General features: G+C 61.0%; 20 protein-coding genes. 4 read left to right on the top strand and 16 right to left on the bottom strand.

Annotated elements, in window-relative coordinates; translation table 11 throughout:
• Window positions 1–10: 10 nt before the first annotated feature.
• From MHI61_RS13715 to MHI61_RS13765, 11 genes are all read right to left on the bottom strand, one after another.
• Window positions 11–841: a phosphatidate cytidylyltransferase gene (locus MHI61_RS13715; protein ID WP_239792414.1), complete on the bottom strand. Its 831-nt coding sequence runs from the start codon at window positions 839–841 to the stop codon at window positions 11–13.
• Window positions 841–1,581, bottom strand: a complete 741-nt coding sequence (locus MHI61_RS13720) for an isoprenyl transferase (RefSeq protein WP_239792415.1) — start codon at window positions 1,579–1,581, stop codon at window positions 841–843. The genes MHI61_RS13715 and MHI61_RS13720 overlap by 1 nt, the downstream gene beginning before the upstream one ends.
• 37 nt (window positions 1,582–1,618) lie before the next feature.
• Window positions 1,619–2,179 carry a ribosome recycling factor gene (gene frr, locus MHI61_RS13725; RefSeq protein ID WP_004678618.1) on the bottom strand — a complete coding sequence of 187 codons (561 nt, stop codon included), beginning with the start codon at window positions 2,177–2,179 and terminating at the stop codon, window positions 1,619–1,621.
• A gap of 162 nt (window positions 2,180–2,341) precedes the next feature.
• Entirely contained in the window at window positions 2,342–3,064 is a 723-nt protein-coding gene (gene pyrH / locus MHI61_RS13730) for a UMP kinase (protein WP_239792416.1), read from the bottom strand.
• Window positions 3,065–3,160: 96 nt separating this feature from the next.
• Window positions 3,161–4,087, bottom strand: a complete 927-nt coding sequence (tsf, locus tag MHI61_RS13735) for a translation elongation factor Ts (protein ID WP_064683596.1) — start codon at window positions 4,085–4,087, stop codon at window positions 3,161–3,163.
• A 241-nt stretch (window positions 4,088–4,328) separates the two neighbouring features.
• The gene (gene rpsB / locus MHI61_RS13740; protein WP_008526906.1) at window positions 4,329–5,096 is read right to left on the bottom strand and encodes a 30S ribosomal protein S2; all 768 of its coding nucleotides are present in this window, start codon (window positions 5,094–5,096) and stop codon (window positions 4,329–4,331) included.
• Window positions 5,097–5,329: 233 nt separating this feature from the next.
• On the bottom strand, window positions 5,330–6,436 hold the full coding sequence (locus MHI61_RS13745; protein WP_239792417.1) for a substrate-binding domain-containing protein: 1,107 nt from the start codon (window positions 6,434–6,436) through the stop codon (window positions 5,330–5,332).
• Entirely contained in the window at window positions 6,436–7,053 is a 618-nt protein-coding gene (locus MHI61_RS13750; RefSeq protein WP_239792418.1) for a 5-bromo-4-chloroindolyl phosphate hydrolysis family protein, read from the bottom strand. The genes MHI61_RS13745 and MHI61_RS13750 overlap by 1 nt, the downstream gene beginning before the upstream one ends.
• Before the next feature lie 7 nt (window positions 7,054–7,060).
• Window positions 7,061–8,629 (bottom strand): substrate-binding domain-containing protein, encoded by a 1,569-nt coding sequence (locus tag MHI61_RS13755; RefSeq protein WP_239792839.1) that lies wholly within the window; start codon window positions 8,627–8,629, stop codon window positions 7,061–7,063.
• A 14-nt stretch (window positions 8,630–8,643) separates the two neighbouring features.
• Window positions 8,644–9,720: a toxic anion resistance protein gene (locus tag MHI61_RS13760; protein ID WP_239792419.1), complete on the bottom strand. Its 1,077-nt coding sequence runs from the start codon at window positions 9,718–9,720 to the stop codon at window positions 8,644–8,646.
• A 195-nt stretch (window positions 9,721–9,915) separates the two neighbouring features.
• Window positions 9,916–10,752 (bottom strand): cell envelope integrity EipB family protein, encoded by an 837-nt coding sequence (locus MHI61_RS13765; protein WP_097607106.1) that lies wholly within the window; start codon window positions 10,750–10,752, stop codon window positions 9,916–9,918.
• Window positions 10,753–10,888: 136 nt separating this feature from the next.
• On the opposite strand from MHI61_RS13765, the gene MHI61_RS13770 reads away from it, so the two are divergent.
• From MHI61_RS13770 to MHI61_RS13785, 4 genes are all read left to right on the top strand, one after another.
• Window positions 10,889–11,359 carry a RidA family protein gene (locus tag MHI61_RS13770; RefSeq protein WP_239792420.1) on the top strand — a complete coding sequence of 157 codons (471 nt, stop codon included), beginning with the start codon at window positions 10,889–10,891 and terminating at the stop codon, window positions 11,357–11,359.
• The gene (locus MHI61_RS13775) at window positions 11,356–12,075 is read left to right on the top strand and encodes a glycerophosphodiester phosphodiesterase (RefSeq protein WP_239792421.1); all 720 of its coding nucleotides are present in this window, start codon (window positions 11,356–11,358) and stop codon (window positions 12,073–12,075) included. The genes MHI61_RS13770 and MHI61_RS13775 overlap by 4 nt, the downstream gene beginning before the upstream one ends.
• Before the next feature lie 78 nt (window positions 12,076–12,153).
• Window positions 12,154–13,344 carry a GNAT family N-acetyltransferase gene (locus tag MHI61_RS13780; protein ID WP_239792422.1) on the top strand — a complete coding sequence of 397 codons (1,191 nt, stop codon included), beginning with the start codon at window positions 12,154–12,156 and terminating at the stop codon, window positions 13,342–13,344.
• A gap of 54 nt (window positions 13,345–13,398) precedes the next feature.
• Window positions 13,399–13,842 carry an HIT family protein gene (locus tag MHI61_RS13785; RefSeq protein WP_239792423.1) on the top strand — a complete coding sequence of 148 codons (444 nt, stop codon included), beginning with the start codon at window positions 13,399–13,401 and terminating at the stop codon, window positions 13,840–13,842.
• A 239-nt stretch (window positions 13,843–14,081) separates the two neighbouring features.
• Here the strand turns inward: MHI61_RS13785 and aroQ are convergent, their stop codons facing one another.
• Genes aroQ through MHI61_RS13810 form a run of 5 tightly spaced genes read right to left on the bottom strand, consistent with a single transcriptional unit; the run spans window position 14,082 to window position 17,419 of the window.
• Window positions 14,082–14,531 (bottom strand): type II 3-dehydroquinate dehydratase, encoded by a 450-nt coding sequence (aroQ, locus tag MHI61_RS13790; protein WP_239792424.1) that lies wholly within the window; start codon window positions 14,529–14,531, stop codon window positions 14,082–14,084.
• A gap of 31 nt (window positions 14,532–14,562) precedes the next feature.
• Window positions 14,563–14,931, bottom strand: a complete 369-nt coding sequence (locus MHI61_RS13795; protein WP_222144339.1) for a 5-carboxymethyl-2-hydroxymuconate Delta-isomerase — start codon at window positions 14,929–14,931, stop codon at window positions 14,563–14,565.
• 15 nt (window positions 14,932–14,946) lie between these two features.
• Window positions 14,947–15,795 carry a shikimate dehydrogenase gene (locus MHI61_RS13800; RefSeq protein WP_239792425.1) on the bottom strand — a complete coding sequence of 283 codons (849 nt, stop codon included), beginning with the start codon at window positions 15,793–15,795 and terminating at the stop codon, window positions 14,947–14,949.
• A gap of 18 nt (window positions 15,796–15,813) precedes the next feature.
• Window positions 15,814–16,575, bottom strand: coding sequence for an amino acid ABC transporter ATP-binding protein (locus tag MHI61_RS13805; RefSeq protein ID WP_345774867.1), 762 nt, complete (start codon window positions 16,573–16,575; stop codon window positions 15,814–15,816).
• A 19-nt stretch (window positions 16,576–16,594) separates the two neighbouring features.
• Window positions 16,595–17,419 (bottom strand): transporter substrate-binding domain-containing protein, encoded by an 825-nt coding sequence (locus tag MHI61_RS13810; RefSeq protein ID WP_239792426.1) that lies wholly within the window; start codon window positions 17,417–17,419, stop codon window positions 16,595–16,597.
• Window positions 17,420–17,448: the final 29 nt, after the last annotated feature.

Here is a 17,448-nt window from a genome sequence, read left to right on the forward strand (position 1 = left end):
TGCCGCGTCATCAAAGGCCGAACAATGCCGCGCCGAGCGACGTCATCCCGCCCCCCTTTATCAGGGAAAAAAGCCCCGCAAGCAAGAACGCCGAAAAACAGGCGAAAATCAGTCCGTCGACACGATCCATGACGCCGCCATGACCCGGGATGAGGTGGCTTGAATCCTTGACCCCGAATTTTCGCTTGATGAAAGATTCGAACAGGTCGCCGGCCTGACTGCAAACCGACAGAACGAGCGCCACGACGGCGGCGGCAACTTCCGCGCCCGGCAGAAGAAAATGCATGAGGACCACGCCGGCTGCGACTGCCGAAACGGCGCCGCCGATGGCGCCGGACCACGTCTTTCCGGGCGAGATCGACGGGGCAAGCTTCGGTCCGCGAAGAGCCCTGCCGACGAAATAGGCGAGGATATCGGTTGCCCAGACGACGACAAAGACGAAGAGCATGGCATAAAGGCCCAGCCGATCGTCGCCTCTGATCCCGGCGAGCACCACGCCGGTGGCGCCGGCATAAAACAGGCCCGCCGGGAACCAGCGGCTGGTGCCGTGCAGGATGATCAGGGCGATGCCGACGGCGGTCACGCCGGCCAGCATTCCGGCGGCGAATTCGAAATTGCCGACAAGCACCAGCAAAGCAATCGCCGCCTCGCCGATCCAGCCGACGCCATTGGCAACCCCGTCACGCGCGACGCCTGATATTTTCGACCATTCATAATAGATCAGCAGGCCGATCACGGCCGCCAGGATGCGGAAGGCTAGGCCGCCATACCAGGTGGCTGCAAGAACGATGACTGCGAGAATCAGCCCTGAAGCGATGCGCAGTTTCAGTTCCTGCTGCATCAGGTGCCAACCGCGGCTGCCTGCGACAGGCCGCCGAAGCGCCGGTCGCGGGAAGCAAATTTTTCAAGCGCCGAGCGAAAGATTTCGGGGCTGAAATCCGGCCAATATTCCGGAACGAAGATGAATTCCGAATAGGCGGCCTGCCACAGCAGGAAATTGGAAAGCCGCTCCTCGCCGCTGGTGCGGATGATGAGATCCGGATCGGGGATACCCGCCGTGTCGAGACGCGCGTCGATCAGCGCGGGCGTGATGTCCTGCGCCCTCAGGCGACCGGCCTCGACGTCCTTGGCCAGGCTCGCCACGGCGCGGGAGATTTCATCGCGCGAGCCGTAATTGAAGGCGATGACCAGCGTCAGCGCTGTATTGTCCTTGGTCGTCTCCTCCGCCTCGAGCAGCAGGCCGAGGATATCGCTGCGCAGGCTGTGGCGATCGCCGATCACCCTGATGCGCACATTCTGGCGATGAAGTTCGGCCAGGTCACGGCGGATGAACGCCTTGAGCAGACCCAGCAGATCGGAGACTTCGGCCTCGGGGCGGCGCCAGTTCTCCGAGGAGAAGGCAAACAGGGTCAGATATCTTATGCCGGCCGCGCCGGCGGCGCGCACTGTCTCGCGCACAGCCTCGACGCCCTTGCGATGGCCCATCGTGCGCGGCAGGCCACGCTGCTTGGCCCAGCGGCCATTGCCATCCATGATGATGGCAACATGCTCTGGCACAGTCAAAAATACAGATTCCGACATTTCCCGTCCGGTCTTTCCAGGCAAAGGCACAGATCCACTAGACCTGCATGATTTCCTTTTCCTTCTCGCCAAGCAAGCGGTCGATTTCGGAAATCGTCTCGTCCGTCATCTTCTGTACACGTTCCGACTGTGCACGGCTCTCATCCTGGCCGATTACGCCATCCTTTTCGGCTTTCTTGAGGCCGTCCATGCCGTCGCGGCGGACATGGCGAATCGCGACCTTGCTCTTTTCGGCATAGTCGTGAGCCACCTTGACGAGCGATTTGCGACGCTCCTCGTTCAACTCCGGCAGCGGGATGCGCAGGCTCTGGCCGTCGACGATCGGGTTGAGACCGAGGTTGGATTCGCGGATGCCGCGCTCAACGGCACTGACCATCGACTTGTCCCAGACGGAAACCGTCAACATGCGCGGCTCGGGCACGGTGATGTTGGCCACCTGGTTCAGCGGCACGCGCGAACCATAGGCCTCGATCGTCACCGGATCGAGGATGTTGGCCGAGGCACGGCCGGTGCGCAGCGATGCGATGTCGCTCTTGAATGCGGAAACTGCGCCATCCATGCGGCGCTTCAGTTCCTTGATATCGATACCTTCACTCATGTCGATGCTCCCGTCGAAAGCATGATGCCCAAACGTGTCAGCGGCGACGACATCATGCTCTAACTATCTAATATACGAACATAATTCAGATCTGAGGCCAACCGGGCCCGACATCATCATGTTCTAGCGAGACCTGCACCCCCAAAGGCGGCGCAGCGTGTATCAGTTGTCGGAGACGATGGTCTTGAGGCCACCGCCCGTCAAGATTTCGGCAAAACCACCCTTCTCGTGGATCGAGAAGACGATGATCGGAATGGAATTCTCCCTGGCGAGCGCCACGGCGGCAACGTCCATCACCGCGAGCCCCCTGTCCAGTACTTCCTGGTGCGTCAGCCGGTCGAAGCGGGTCGCGTCGGGGTATTTCTTCGGGTCGGCGGTATAGATGCCGTCGACCTGCGTGCCCTTGAAGATCGCCTGCGCACCCATTTCGGCGGCACGCAGTGCCGCGGCAGAATTGGTGGTGAAGAAGGGGTTGCCGGTGCCGCCGGCAAAGATCACCACGCGTCCCATCGACAGATGATAGAGGGTCGCACGCTGCGAAAAGCTCTCGCAGATCTCCGGCATGGAGATGGCCGAAAGTACCACCGTGTCGATGTTGAGCTTGCGCAGCGAGGTCGCCAGCGCCAGCGCGTTGATGATGGTGCCGAGCATGCCCATATGGTCGCCGGTCACCCGGTCGCCACCCTTGGATGCCACAGCGACGCCGCGGAAAATATTGCCGCCACCGACGACGACGCCGACTTCCACGCCCATATGCCTTGCGTCGGCGATATCGGATGCGATGCGGTCCGCCACCGCGACATCGATCCCGAAACCCTGGGCACCCATGAGCGCTTCGCCGGAAGCCTTGAGCAGAACGCGTTTATAGACAGGCTCTAAAGACATCTTGGCTCCTCGTAAATTGCCGTGAATGCCCGATACACGAAGGGCACCGCGTTGTCACGCGATGCCCTTCGTGTTTTCAGAATTATGGCTGGAAGATCAACCCTTGACGGCAGCCGCGACTTCGGCTGCGAAATCGGTTTCTTCCTTCTCGACGCCTTCGCCGAGCAGAAGACGGGCCATGCCGGCAACTTCGATCGGAGCGCCGACGGCCTTTTCAGCTTCCTTGATGGCGGCTGCGACGGTCAGATCAGGATTGATGACGAAAGCCTGCGAGAGAAGGGCGACTTCCTCGAAGAACTTGCGCATGCGGCCTTCCACCATCTTCTCGATGATGTTGTCCGGCTTGCCGGAGGCGCGGGACTGCTCGATGAAGACGTTGCGCTCGCGCTCGGCGACGGCGGCATCGACTTCCTCGGGGCGGATCGCCAGCGGTGCGGTCGCGGCAATGTGCATGGCGACCTGGCGGCCGATTGCGTTCAGGGCTTCCTTGTCGCCGGTCGACTTCAGCGCGACGAGAACGCCGAGCTTGCCGAGACCGTCGGAAACGGCATTGTGGATATAGGTGGCAACAACGCCGTCCTCGACGGAGAGAGCGACCGAGCGGCGCAGGTTCATGTTCTCGCCGATCGTTGCGATCGCATCCTTGATCGTGTCGGAAACCGACTTGCCTGATGCCGGATAGGTCGCGGCCGCAACGGCCTCGACGCTGCCGTTGGTGGAGACGGCGACCTTGGCGATGCCACGGACGAGATCCTGGAAGGCGTCGTTACGGGCGACGAAGTCGGTTTCGGAGTTGACTTCGACGACGACGGCCTTGGTGCCTTCGCTCGAAACGCCGATGAGGCCTTCGGCGGCGGTACGGCCGGACTTCTTGTCGGCCTTGGCGATGCCCTTGGCGCGCAGCCAGTCGATCGCCGCTTCCATGTCGCCATTGGTTTCGGCAAGCGCCTTCTTGCAGTCCATCATGCCCGCGCCGGTCTTTTCGCGCAGTTCCTTCACCATTGCAGCCGTAATCTCGCTCATTATCTTCCTCTTGTCGGTTCCAACGGTGGGCCGCAAAGCGCGGCGCGGCACCGGATTGAGGCACGAAATGTACCTGTATGTATGACAGCGTGATGAAGACGCGCCATAACGAAACTTATCTGGCGAGGCATCTGACGCCTTCGCCATGAAACAGGCAAGGCCGCCGAACTTCGATGAGTTCGCGAGCGGCCTTCCCCAGTCCATGCAAGCCTTGGCGGAACTTCCGATCCGCCCGCTTTCATCAGCCTTCGGCTGCTTCTTCGAGAGCCGGCTCGACCGGAACTTCGGAGGATGCGCCGAGATCGCGGCCGGAAGAGCTCTGCTGACGCGCGATGCCGTCGATGGCAGCGCGGGAGATCAGCTCGCAGTAAAGAGCGATTGCGCGCGATGCGTCGTCGTTGCCCGGGATCGGATAGTCGATCAGGTCGGGATCGCAATTCGAGTCGATGATGGCGACAACCGGGATGCCGAGGCGCTTGGCTTCGTCGATCGCGATCTTTTCCTTGTTGGTGTCGATGATGAACATCAGGTCGGGGGTGCCGCCCATATCGCGGATACCGCCGAGAGCCTTGTCGAGCTTTTCACGCTCGCGCTCGAGGTTCAGGCGTTCCTTCTTGGTGAAGCCCTGGGCTTCGCCGCCGAGGATCTCATCGAGCTTGCGCAGGCGCTGGATCGAGTTGGAGATCGTCTTCCAGTTCGTCATCATGCCGCCGAGCCAGCGCGAGTTGACGTAGTACTGGGCCGAGCGCTTGGCGCTGTCCGCGATGATCTCGGACGCCTGGCGCTTGGTGCCGACGAAGAGGACGCGGCCGCCGCGAGCAACGGTGTCGCTGACGACCTGAAGGGCGCGCGACAGCATCGGAACGGTCTGGGCCAGATCGATGATGTGGATGTTGTTGCGGTCGCCGAAGATATACGGCTTCATCTTCGGGTTCCAGCGATGGGTCTGGTGGCCGAAGTGGACGCCTGCCTCAAGAAGCTGGCGCATAGAAAAATCAGGCAATGCCATGCCTTGTTACTCCTTTTCCGGTTGAACCTCCGCAAGACGAACAGCACCCTCTTCGAGGATGCCACCGGCGGAACAGCCCGGATTTCTCCCGGACGATCCCATGCCTTACGTGTGGAATGCCGGTGCCCATACATTCGGTTCGGCATAAAAGCAAGGAAAACATTCCATTCGGCATAAAAACACGGATTCTGCCAAACATCCGGGCGGCTGCCCTGCCCGTTAGATGTCGCCGCTTAGCTTGCCAGCGTCGGCAGCAGCGACAGCATGACGCCGGCGTCCGGCATCGGCAGAATGGCGTCGACCTCGGCCGGCAGCAGGCTGCCGATCGCGCTGTCGGCATTGCCGGTCGCGGTGCCCAAGGGACCGCGGAAGCCGTGTCTCGTCCAGGCAAGTTCCTGCAGTCGCGGGCTGGTCAGCGCCTCGATCAGCCGATTGGCATTTTCGTCGACGACGATCAGCGGATGCGCGGAATAGACGGTCGGACGCGGATAGAGCACCACCGGCTTTGCGCCCGCGCTCGACCTGATGCGATCCCAGCGTGTGGGATCGGCGAGGATCCACTCGACCAGCTGATTCTCGTAACCGACGATCATCGGCTCGCCGCCGAGGCCGCCGGCCAGATACTGGTCGAAAAGCTTGCCTGACGACGGCGATTTGAAGCCCATGTTGCGGAAGATCGCCTGCACCTTGCCGCCGAACCCAGCGAGATCAGCCGATGTCGCGACATTGCCGCTGAAAAGGCTGAGCACCAGGCCCGCGAACATGAAGCCTGAGTTGGAGCGGTTGGGATCGGTCGAGACGATGCGGGCGCCGCCATAGAGCGAGTTGACGCCGAGCTTCGACCAGTCGGCGCCGGCAAGGATCGCATCAAGCAGCGCCTTCAGATCGAGCTGATGATGGCCGTCCTTGGTCGCCGTCACCAATCCGGCCTTCATCAGGCCGTCGACCACCGGCTGCCAGGAATAGACGACGACAGGCGTATTCAGCACTACGCGGTCGTTGCGGATACCGATCCCGTTCTGCCTGGCGATATCGACCATGATCGAGGAGGACGGCCAGAGGAATTGCGGATGCTGCGACAGCAGCGCCTGTTCGCGCACCATCTCGACGGAGCCGGCAACGCGGCTGTCTATCGTCAACCCATATGAGCCAAGCGCCTTGATGACATCGGGGTCGGCCAGGAAAGGCTCTTTCTCGCCGCCGACGAATCCGAACAGCGTCGTGCGGTTACCCAGTAGACCCTGGAATTCCGGCCGGTCCCGCACGGCGAAATAACCGCCGGTGCCGGCAACACCGGCTCCGAGCAATCCCACTCCAAAGGCGCGACGAGAAAGAGCCATCAGCGTCCAATATCCTCTTTGAGCGATGCCTGGATGAGGCGCAGATCGGTGTCGAGCGTGCCGAGTTCCTCGTCGACAAGGCTGTCGGCATAGTGAACGAAGGCCTCTTCGAGCTTCACCAGCACGCCGCGCACCTCCCCCAACTGCTTCGGGTCGGGAACGCGCTTGGCTTCGATCACGGCAAACCCCTCCGCCACTTCGGCCGCACGCGGCAGATAATAGGAGAGAAACCGGCGAACCGCATTGGCGCTTTCGGGCTTGGCCTCGACCTTGCGAAAGACATCGGCGGCGATTTCGGCGAGGTGCCGGACGGCCGCCGCCGCTGGCTTGTCGGCGATCGCATCGGCGGCGGTCTCAAGCCTTTCAGCAAAGGGAACGGCCGCCTCCAAGAGGTCGCGGGCAAAGGCGACGCGCCCGCTGCCGATGCGCTTGAAATCGAGACCTTCGAACAGCCGGCGCGGCGCCAGCAGAATGACAAGCCCGGCAAAGACCAAAAGGGCGATAATGGTGGCAATCCAGAAGGGCATGCCGGCGGCAAAACTCAACAGCGGCACGGTGATTGCGGCGGCCAGTCCCGCCGCGATCCAGTTGCCGTCATTGCCGAGCCAGTTGCGCATGCTCGTCCTAATTATAGCCGCGCGCGGTGCGGAAGGCGGTGGCAAGATCCGAACCGCCATCGAATACGCGCGCCGAGGTCTGCTTGGCAAGGGCGTCGAGCTGGGTCTTGTCGGCGTCGCCGAATGTGATGCCGAAGATCGGTACACGCGGCTCGATTGCGTTCCACTCGCTCATGAAGGCCCGGCTTTGATCATCGGACCTGCCGTCGGTCATGATGACGATGGCCGGCAGATAAGTCGAGAGCCTGTCTGTTCTGGCGATCTGCTGCAAAGCCCGTTCGGCGCAGGCATACATGTTGGTGCCGCCATCCGCCTTCTGCCTGGAAATCTCGTTCAGCAGTCCCTCCTGCTCCAGCGGGTTTCCACTCGCCATGAAAATGTTGCGTACACTGCCGTCGAAGGGAATGACGATGATCTGGTCGGCCGGCGACCATTGCACCAGCACCTTGCTCGCCTCGTCGGGGGTCAAGAGGAAACGCATCGCCTTCTGCAGCTGGTCCTCGCCGTCACCCTGCATCGAACCGGAAAAATCGAGGCAGAGGGCCGTCAGCGACGGTTTGCGCAACGCCGCCTGATAGAGGGTGAGCGCCTGGCGGATGACGCCCGGCTCGGGCATACGGATCGCCGTCACCAGCCGGGTCGGATCGAAATTCCAGTTCGGCTCCGGCTTGGCGGCCACGTCGGTCAACGGGATGCGCCGGCCGGTATCGGCGATACGCTGCTGCACGGGGCCAGAGCGGAGATAGGCGAGCAGATCGTTGAAGAATGTCTGGACTTCGGGCCCGCGGCCATGATCGACGAAGCCGATCGGCGAATCCGCCATAGCCACGCCATCGGCCGGGTAGATCGCATAAAGCGGCTCCTGCGACAGGGTGGCGAGCTTGTCGTTGGTTTCCTTCAGCACCGCCTCGTAATTCCACATCGCGTCGTAGAGCGTACCCTTGCCGGCGGAATCGACGTAGAGATCGGCAAGCCAGCCGGAGGAGCCGGACGAGCGCACAACACCCGAAAGCAGCGACCGGACGCTGTCCTGCACGTTTTTATCGTCGAGATCGCCGGGTTCGATCACAGGCTTGTTGCCGAGCGCGCTCGACAGCATGGCGAGATAGGCGCTGGCGCCCGAATTGGATTGTGTCGCCGAGGTCATCAGGAACTTCAGCGATCCACTCTCGACCGCCGCCAGGATGTCCTTCATGAACACGTCCCTGCCGATCCAGCCGAGCTGCTCAGCCTTCGACCTGCGCACCCCCAATACCACCGGCGTCTGGGCGATCGAGGTCAGGCTCTTGACCCGGCGCCGGGTGTCGAACATGTCGACCCAGACGCTGGAGGCCGGCCAGACCGCATCCTGCGCAACACCCTGGTCGCTCTGCAGCGCCAGGCCGATATCAAGCGTGCCCTCATATTTGAAGGTGCAGGTGGCGTTCTTCTGCTTGCAGAACTCTTCGACGATCGGCTGCAGGACGGTATTTTCCGAGCCCGACACGATTGAGAACTCCGGCCCCTGGCCGAAGGGATTGCAGCCGGTAAGGCCCAGGGCGGCAAGAAGTGCCAGGCCTGAAAGCAGCGCTCGCATCGTCGTTCTGTCGATCACGCCTGAGTCATCGCTTTCTTGAGCTCGATCGTCATCTGCTCCATCTGCTGTTCGGCGAGCGCCCGCTTGCGACGTCCCTCCTCCTGAACCAGAAGCACCCCTGATATCGTATCGATCAGATCCTTGTTCGCCTTGGCGAGCGTGTCGATATCGACGATGCCGCGCTGCGACTGCTGCTCGATTGATATCGCCTGGTCCTTCATCATCTCGGATGCCTGGCGGATCATGTCGTTGGTGGCATCCGTCACCGCCTTCTGCAGGTCGAGCGCCGATTTCTGCCGCGTCAGGCCGAGCAGGATGACCATCTTCTGCTTCCAGGCCGGGACGGTCAGTGCGGAGGTCGCCTGCAGGTTCTCGATCAGCGTCTCGTCGCCCGACTGGACGATGCGGATCTGCGGCAATTGCTGGATGCCGAGCTGGCGCGCCTGCTGCAGGTAGAAGACCCGCTTTTCCAGCCGGTCGAGCGCCTGCAGGCTGTCCTGATAGGTCTGCGCCTCCAGCATGCCGCCGCCGGGACCGGTCGCCGCCGCTTCGGCCTGCGCCTTCAGTTTCGGCAGCTCGACGCTGCGGAAACGTTCGGCGAACGTCTTGCCGGCCTGCACATAGGCATCGAGCCGCATGATCGATTGCTTGGTTTCCTCGTGCAGATCATCGAGGAGCGCGATGTCGCGCCTCAGCGTATCCTTGTGTCTGTCGAGTTCCAGGCCGATCCGGTCGATCTGGCCGGCCACGTCCTCGAACTCCTCTTTGAACCGTTCGAGCCGCGCTTTCGCCGAAAGGAACATACGGCTGAGAAAACCCTTGTCCTTCAACGATGCCGGATCGAGGTTCTTCGACTTGATGATGATGTCGGTCAGCAGGCGGCCGATCTCGCCGAGATCCTTGTTGCGGACCTCGCGCAGAATTCTGTCGGCATAGTCGCTGACCGACTGCTGGGCGCGGTCGCCATAGACCGAAATGCCGGCGCGGTCGGAGATATCGATGCCATCGGAAATGCGGGCAATTTCCGCCGGATCGGCGACAACAACCGGCAGGGCGGCATTCTGAGCAGTCGCGAGATCGGTATCGGCCATGAGGCGGGCTTTCCAGGCTTTCGGCGCGTAATTGTCTGGAGGCCCTCTTTTGAAATTACAGGCCCCGTCGCGATGGACTGGCCGCTGGGATCGCACCTATCCGAAGAGCAGGACGACAGAAGGCGACTCAATCATCGCTGGTCGCCCACACAATAATGAACTTTATGATACAGTTTTATGACAGCGGAAAAGCCGCTACTGACACGCCTCGGCCTTGCGCTCGAGCAATTCCAGCTTGGCAAGCTTGCCCGTCAGAACGAAATCGCCGTAATCCATCGTCAGGTCGCGGGTGATGCCGTTCTCATAGAGCTTGAAGGACATTCGATAGACCGGCAGCGAATCGGATTTCGCATTCTCGTTGAAATAGGCGATCGTCACCGGCCAGAACGCGGTCTTGGAGAAGGCGCCGGCATTGCCGGCATCGGCCTCCTCGGCAACCGGCGTCTGCTGCTTGCCGACGATCGTCGTCGTCGCCAGCGCCTTGTCGCCGTCATCGGAACCGTCGAAAACGCGCGCCTCGAAGAAGCGCTTGCCGTCCTTGGCGTTCTGAATCACATCCAGCATGTGTTCCGTGGGAAAGCGGCTTTCGGCCAGCTGCAGCTCGCGGCTCGCCGGCTGCTTGAGATCGACCTTGACGCCATCAGGCTGATCCTGAGCGGCACCGTTGACCTCCTTGTCGAGCTGGTCGTCAGTGAAGGATTTGGTGTCGAAGGTGAACTTGCCGTCCTTCAGGTTCTCGAAGGTTTTCGTCTGCTGGTCGCTGACGCGCACGCTGTCGCCGGTGTCGATCTGCGTCACGAAGCGGAAATTGGTGGTGAAGCCCTGGCAATAGCTGCCGTCGAACTCATAGACCATGCGGCCGTACATGCCGGCGATACCGGAGCGGTCCGAAGCGTCCTTCAATTCGAGATCGTAGACGGCGCGATGGGCGATGAGGCCGGTCGCGGCCGCAGCGCTTGCCGCAGGCGCACCCGCCCATGCATTGGCGGAGACGCTGGCAAGAAGCAGAGCGGCAAGACTCGATCGGAACATTCATTCACTCCTGTTGGACTCGGCCGCGATGTTATATGAACTCTTTCGGCCAAATCGAGGCTCGAAGCTGTCATATTAAAGATTCTAGTCTTGATGCATAATTTTTGAAACATTGACAACAAAAGCGGAGACGAAAATGTCCGATGAAATTGCAGCGCGCCTGACTGAGATGGGGATAACCCTGCCCGAAGCCGCGGCCCCAGCCGCAAATTACGTTCCCTATGTCATCAGCGGCAATCTTCTCTACATTTCCGGCCAGCTGCCGCTCGAAGGCGGCAAGGTCGCCGTCGCCGGCCATCTCGGCAAGACGGTTGACGTTGCAAGCGGCCAGCGCGGCGCCGAACTCTGCGCCATCAACATCCTCGCCCAGGCGAAGGCCGCACTTGGCGGCGATCTCGGCCGCATCCGGCGCGTCATCAAGCTGAACGGCTTCGTCGCCTCGGCGCCCGACTTTGTCGAGCAGCATCTCGTCATCAATGGCGCGTCGAACCTGATTGCCGGCGTGCTCGGCGAGGCCGGCAAACATGCGCGTGCCGCCGTCGGCATGGCCGCCTTGCCGCTGAACGCCGCCGTCGAGATCGATGCTATCATGGAAATCGCAGAATGACGAATGCGGCCTGGATCAAGGATGTGGCGGTCGCCCATCGCGGCTTTCACGACCTCAATAAGCTCGTCTGGGAAAACACGCTTTCGGCCTTTTCGCGCGCCGTCGAAGCGGGCTTTGCGATCGAATGCGATCTGCATTACGCCTCCGACGGCGTACCGATCATCTTTCATGACGAGGACCTGCAGCGCCTGTGCAGTCTCACCGGCGACATCAGGGAGCGCACCTCCAGGGAACTCGGACTGATCGCCGTCGGCGGCACCAGCGACAAGGTGCCGACGCTGAGCCAGCTTCTCGATCTCGTCAGGGGCAAAGTGCCGCTGGTACTGGAGCTGAAGGGCCGCGAGGCCGATGACGAAGGGTTTGCCGAATCTGTTCTCGAAGTGCTTCAGGGTTATGACGGCAAGGTGGCGCTGATGAGCTTCGACCACTGGCTGCTGCGCGATCTGAAGGCGCTTGGTTCCCCCTACCCGCTCGGGCTGACCGCCAACGGCAACACGCCGGAGGAATTCGCGACGCATGCCAAGGCGATGGAGATCGGTCTCGATTTCATCTCCTATTATTACGACGACCTGCCGAATGCCTTCATATCCGGCCAACGCGAAAAGGGCATTCCCGTCATCACCTGGACGGTGCGCGACGAAGAGGCGCGCCGGCGGACCTTCGCCAATGCGGACCAGATGACCTTCGAAGGCTTCGACCCGCGTGTGGCGGTTTGACGCTCGCTTTTTGGCCAAGATCATGCGCAGACTGAAGCAAAGCCGAGACCGTCTTCCCACAGGCTTCGCATCTGCTCCATGACCGATGAATTATCCATTCGCGTAGAACGCTCCTTCACCGCGATTTCCCCGGAGAGCTGGTCCAGGCTTTCCGGGGCATCGAAGAGCGGCACCACGATCGCTTACAATCCCTTCGTCTCGCACGCCTTTTTGTCGTCGCTGGAAGAATCGGGGTCGGCCACCGCCGAGACCGGGTGGCTCGGCCATCATCTGCTGCTCGAGACCGATCGCGGCGACCTGATCGGCGCCCTGCCCGGCTACCTCAAAAACCACAGCCAGGGTGAATATGTCTTCGACCATGGCTGGGCCGATGCCTTCGAGCGGGCCGGCGGGCGCTATTATCCCAAACTTCAATGCTCTATCCCATTCACTCCGGCGACGGGTCCGCGGCTTCTCGTCACCGAGGGGCTGCAGCGGCTGCCGATCCAGAGCGCGATCGCCGAAAGCCTGAAGGAGGTCGTGCGCCGGCTCGGCATCTCCTCGGCCCATGTCACCTTCGTGCCTAATGAAGAGATCGGCGTCTTCGAGATGGACGGCTATCTGCACCGCACCGACCAGCAGTTCCATTTCATCAATGACGGCTATGCCAATCACGAGGAATTCCTCGAAACGCTCGCCTCGCGCAAACGCAAGGCATTGCGCAAGGAGCGCCGGGCCGCGCTGGAAAACGGCATCAGCATCGACTGGCTGACCGGCAGCGACCTGACAGAACGCATCTGGGACCAGTTCTTCAAGTTCTACATGGATACCGGCGGGCGCAAATGGGGTCGGCCTTACCTCACCCGCAAATTCTACTCGCTGATCGGCGAGCGCATGGCCGACGACATCCTGCTCGTCATGGCCAAGCGCGACGGGCGCTATGTCGCCGGCGCGATCAACTTCATCGGCGGCGAGACGCTCTACGGCCGTCACTGGGGCTGCATCGAGGATCACCCCTTCCTGCATTTCGAGGTCTGCTATCACCAGGCGATCGATTTTGCCCTTTCGAAAGGGCTGAAGCGGGTCGAGGCCGGCGCCCAGGGCGAACACAAGCTCGCTCGCGGCTACCTGCCGGTGACGACGCATTCGGCCCATTATGTCGCCCATGCCGGCCTTCGTCGGGCGATCGGCGATTATCTCGCCCGCGAGCGCGCCGATGTCGAACAGATGAGCGAGCTGCTGGCCGAGCACAGCCCCTTCCGCAAGGGCGAGCGCCCGCAGCAGGATTGACGCCGCCCTGCCGAGCGCGCTACCCGATCAAATAGAAAGTGAGGAGATTTCGCGATGACCAAGCCGGCCGCTTATGACGACAACAACATCTTCGCCAAGATCCTGCGCGGCGAAATCCCCTCGCACCGGATCTATGAGGATCAGCATACGGTCGCCTTCATGGATGTGATGCCGCAGGCGCCGGGCCATGTGCTCGTCGTTCCGAAGGCGCCTTCCCGCAATATCCTCGATGCCGATCCCGCTACCCTCGCCCACGCCATCACCGTCGTGCAGAAGGTCGCCAAAGCGCTCGAAGAGGTCTTCGATGCCGATGGTGTGTTTATCGCCCAGTTCAACGAACCGGCCGCCGGGCAGACGGTGTTCCATCTGCATTTCCACGTCATTCCCCGTCATGAAGGCGTCGCGCTGAAGCCGCATTCCGGCAAGATGGAGGATGGCGCGGTGCTTGCCGCCAATGCCGAAAAGATCAGGGCAGCGCTGACCAGAAGCTCTTCGTGACCTCGAAGGACGAGCGGATCCTGGGTCTCGACGTCGATGCGCTTGCGGTCGAAGGGCTACAGCCAGCTCCGCTCCGCTGGGTTGCGCCAGATGTCGAGTGAAGGAACGGCGAGTGATCCGTGTGTTCCGCCGGCTTCTCAATCAAGGCCCGCAGGTTCTTCCAAGACTTGTCAAATATGAGGCTTTCCAATCAGCCCCGCGCCGAGGACCGCTAGTTTGACCCGGTCGACCATTTTGCGCTAGTCGTTCTTCGGGGTCTTTAGCATTGTCGCGACGCGGCGGATACCGAGCTGGTAGCCTTCCGTCCCAAGGCCGGCGATTACGCCGTCTGCCCGGTGGGAGACAAAGGAGTGATGGCGGAAGCTTTCGCGCTTATGCACGTTGGAGATATGGATCTCGATGACGGGACCTTCGAACGTATTCAGAGCGTCGAGGATGGCAAGCGACGTGTGCGTGAATGCAGCTGGATTGATCACGATGCCGGCTCCATTCTCACGCGCTTCATGGATCCAGTCGATGATTTCGTATTCGCGGTTGCTCTGGTGGAAGCGGAGCTCGTGTCCGAGTTCCGCTGCCAGCCTGCGGCAGGAGGCCTCGACGTCGGCCAGTGTCTCGTGGCCGTAGATGTGGGGCTGGCGCTTGCCCAGTAGGTTGAGGTTTGGGCCGTTCAGAACATAGATCAGGCTCATTGCAATTACCCTTGTGAAAGCACCGACGAGGTCAGGCGAGTGCTATTTCCTGGAATGCGAAATTCGGATCGGATTCGTAGAGATCGGCGCGAAGCCCAAGCCGCCCTTCCTGCAGTGCCGGTGCTGCGACATTCCGAGCGGCGTCGAGGACCGCTTTCAGCAGTTCTCGTTTGGTCTCCGTCGGCCGTCCGGGAGCCACACGCACAATTATTTGAATGAAGTGATTGTCGGCATGTTCGTCACCGACGCAGGAGAAAGTCGCTTCCCTGGCGAATGTGCGAACTATAGTAGGCTTTACCAGGCCCCCGTCGCGGACTCGGCGATGCACTGCTCTGGTCAGCTCGTCAATAACGACGCGCTCGGCAGCGCCCCGGCTATAGTCAATGATGATATGCGGCATCGCATGTTCTCCAGCTCAGCACAACGCTTCGAAATGACGCGACATTCGTTCCGCGTCCGGCTGCACGTTCGTGAACAATTCGAACGCCGCGGCGGCCTGGAATACCGTCATTCCACCACCAGGCAGCGTTCTGCAGCCCTTCTTCTCGGCCAAAGCCAAAAGTGCGGTCACGACGGGCATGTAGACAATATCAGCGACCCAGTGACGCGACTGAAGCGCTTCCGGGTCGATCGGAATGCCAGGATGGCTTGGCATACCCGTCGGCGTGGCGTGGATCAGCCCGTCGGCCGAAGCGAGCGTGGCGCTGACATCCCCGATCGGTTGCGCGCACCTTTTTGAGAAGCGCTGATTGAGTTGATCGGCAAGCGTGGCGGCGCGATTTGCGTCCTGGTCGAAGATCGAAAGCAGCTCGATTCCGAGCTTGATGGCTGCGTGCGCGACTGCGACCCCCGCGCCGCCAGCGCCGAGCAGGACCGCATGTGTTTTGGCAACATCGGGCAATCCGCGCTCGAAATTCTTATAAAAGCCATACCAATCGGTGTTGTGCCCAATCCGCTTTCCATTGCGAAGCACAACCGTGTTGACTGCACCGAGCATCCGGGCATCTTCCGACAGATCGGTAAGGTGAGCGATAACGGTCTGCTTGCACGGGTGAGTGATGTTGCTTCCCGCAAAACCCCGGCGTTCGATCTCGTCGAGAAGGTCTGGCAGCGCAGATGCAGGGAGACCACGCTCGGCCAGATCGAGAAGCTCGTACCGATATTCCAGTCCAAGCTGATATGCTTCGGTCTCGTGGAGAGCCGGCGACTTCGACATCTGAATGTCCGCTCCGATCAGCCCGACATGAAATTTCCTGTTGTCCATTTTGATAGCTCTACCAAATCAGTGATGGGCAAGTATTTCGCCGAGAAACGCCTTGGTGCGCTCGTGCTGAGGAGACTTGAAGAAAATCTCGGGTTCAGCCTCTTCGATGATCTCACCGGAGGCCATGAAGATGACCCTGTCTGCTACCTGGCGGGCGAAGCCCATTTCATGGGTGACACAGATCATGGTCATGCCGTCGCGTGCGAGCCCGATCATTGTGTCTAGCACTTCCTTGACCATCTCAGGGTCTAGCGCGCTCGTGGGCTCATCGAACAGCATCACTTTCGGCTCCATGCAGAGCGCACGCGCGATCGCGACCCGCTGCTGCTGGCCTCCGGAAAGCTGGGCGGGATATTTTTCCGCCTGATCAAGAATACGGACACGCTCCAGATATTTTCGTGCCAGTCGTTCGGCGTCGGCGCGGCTGGTGCCGCGAACGCGCATGGGGGCTAGCGTGCAGTTCTGAAGTACGGTCATGTGAGGGAACAAATTGAAACTCTGGAACACCATGCCCACTTCGCGTCGGATCGTGTCCACAGCCTTGGTGCTGCCATCCAGCAGCTGTCCCTCGACGACGACCTTCCCGTCCTGGATCGTCTCAAGCGCGTTGATGCAGCGGATCAAAGTAGATTTGCCAGAACCCGACGGGCCGCAAAGGACGATCTTCTCGCCTTTGCGAACCGACAGGCTGATGTTTTTCAGAGCATGGAAGGAGCCGTACCATTTCTCCAGCTTCTCGAGTGAAATCAACGTCGACTGATCGTTTGAAGAATTGAGCACGGCGCCCTCCATGTATGCTTTACTTGACGGTGAACGGGATGTTGGGGATGGATTCTGGGAATGTCGGAAGGTCGATGCCCATCCACTTCTTGGTGATGGCCGCCAGCTCCCCGCTTGCCTTGATCTTGTCGATGAAGCTGTTGGCGGCTTCGTTCCAGTCCTTCTCGCCAAGGCGAGTTCCGACGCCGTTATAGGTCTTCAGGAAGTCGATCTTACGCTCGTAAGTCCCGGCGCTGGCCGCATCGAGCCTCTGTCCGTAGAACTGGTTGCCGCCGACAGCCTTTACCTGTCCCGAAATGAGAGCCTGGATAGTGGCGGCGTCATCGTCGAAGCGGCGGATCGTTGCAGTCGATCCTACGGCGTCCGTCACGGCCTTATCCTGCGAGCTTGACTTCGGCACACCGATCTCCCAGCCAGCTACATCGGCCGGCGCCTTTGCGGCATCGGCCTTGGCGGCATAGAGCGAGATTGTGTTCGCCGCATACGGCTTGCTGTACTGGATCGATTTGGCACGCTCCTCGGTCATGGCCATTGTGGCGAACAGGATATCCACCTTCCCCGTCGTCAGCGCCGGAATTCGGTTGGCGACTGCGAGCGGCTGGAACTCGACCTTCACGCCGAGTTCCTTGGCGAACAGCGTCGCGATGTCGGCGTCGAAGCCGTCCTGTTTGCCGCTCGTATTCACAAAGCCCCATGGTGCATTGTCGCCCTGAATGCCGACGACGAGAGTGCCCTTGGCTTTGATCTCTTCGACCGTGGCGGCCGATGCGGCGGCGGCGCCGATGGTGGCGAAAGCGGCCGTCGCAAAAGCGATTCCCAGAAATTTCCTACGGTTGATCTGCATTGCTTACTCCTCCTCTTTGGTTTTGCTTC

The organism is Rhizobium sp. K102 (assembly GCF_022385315.1).
Lineage (GTDB): Bacteria > Pseudomonadota > Alphaproteobacteria > Rhizobiales > Rhizobiaceae > Rhizobium > Rhizobium croatiense.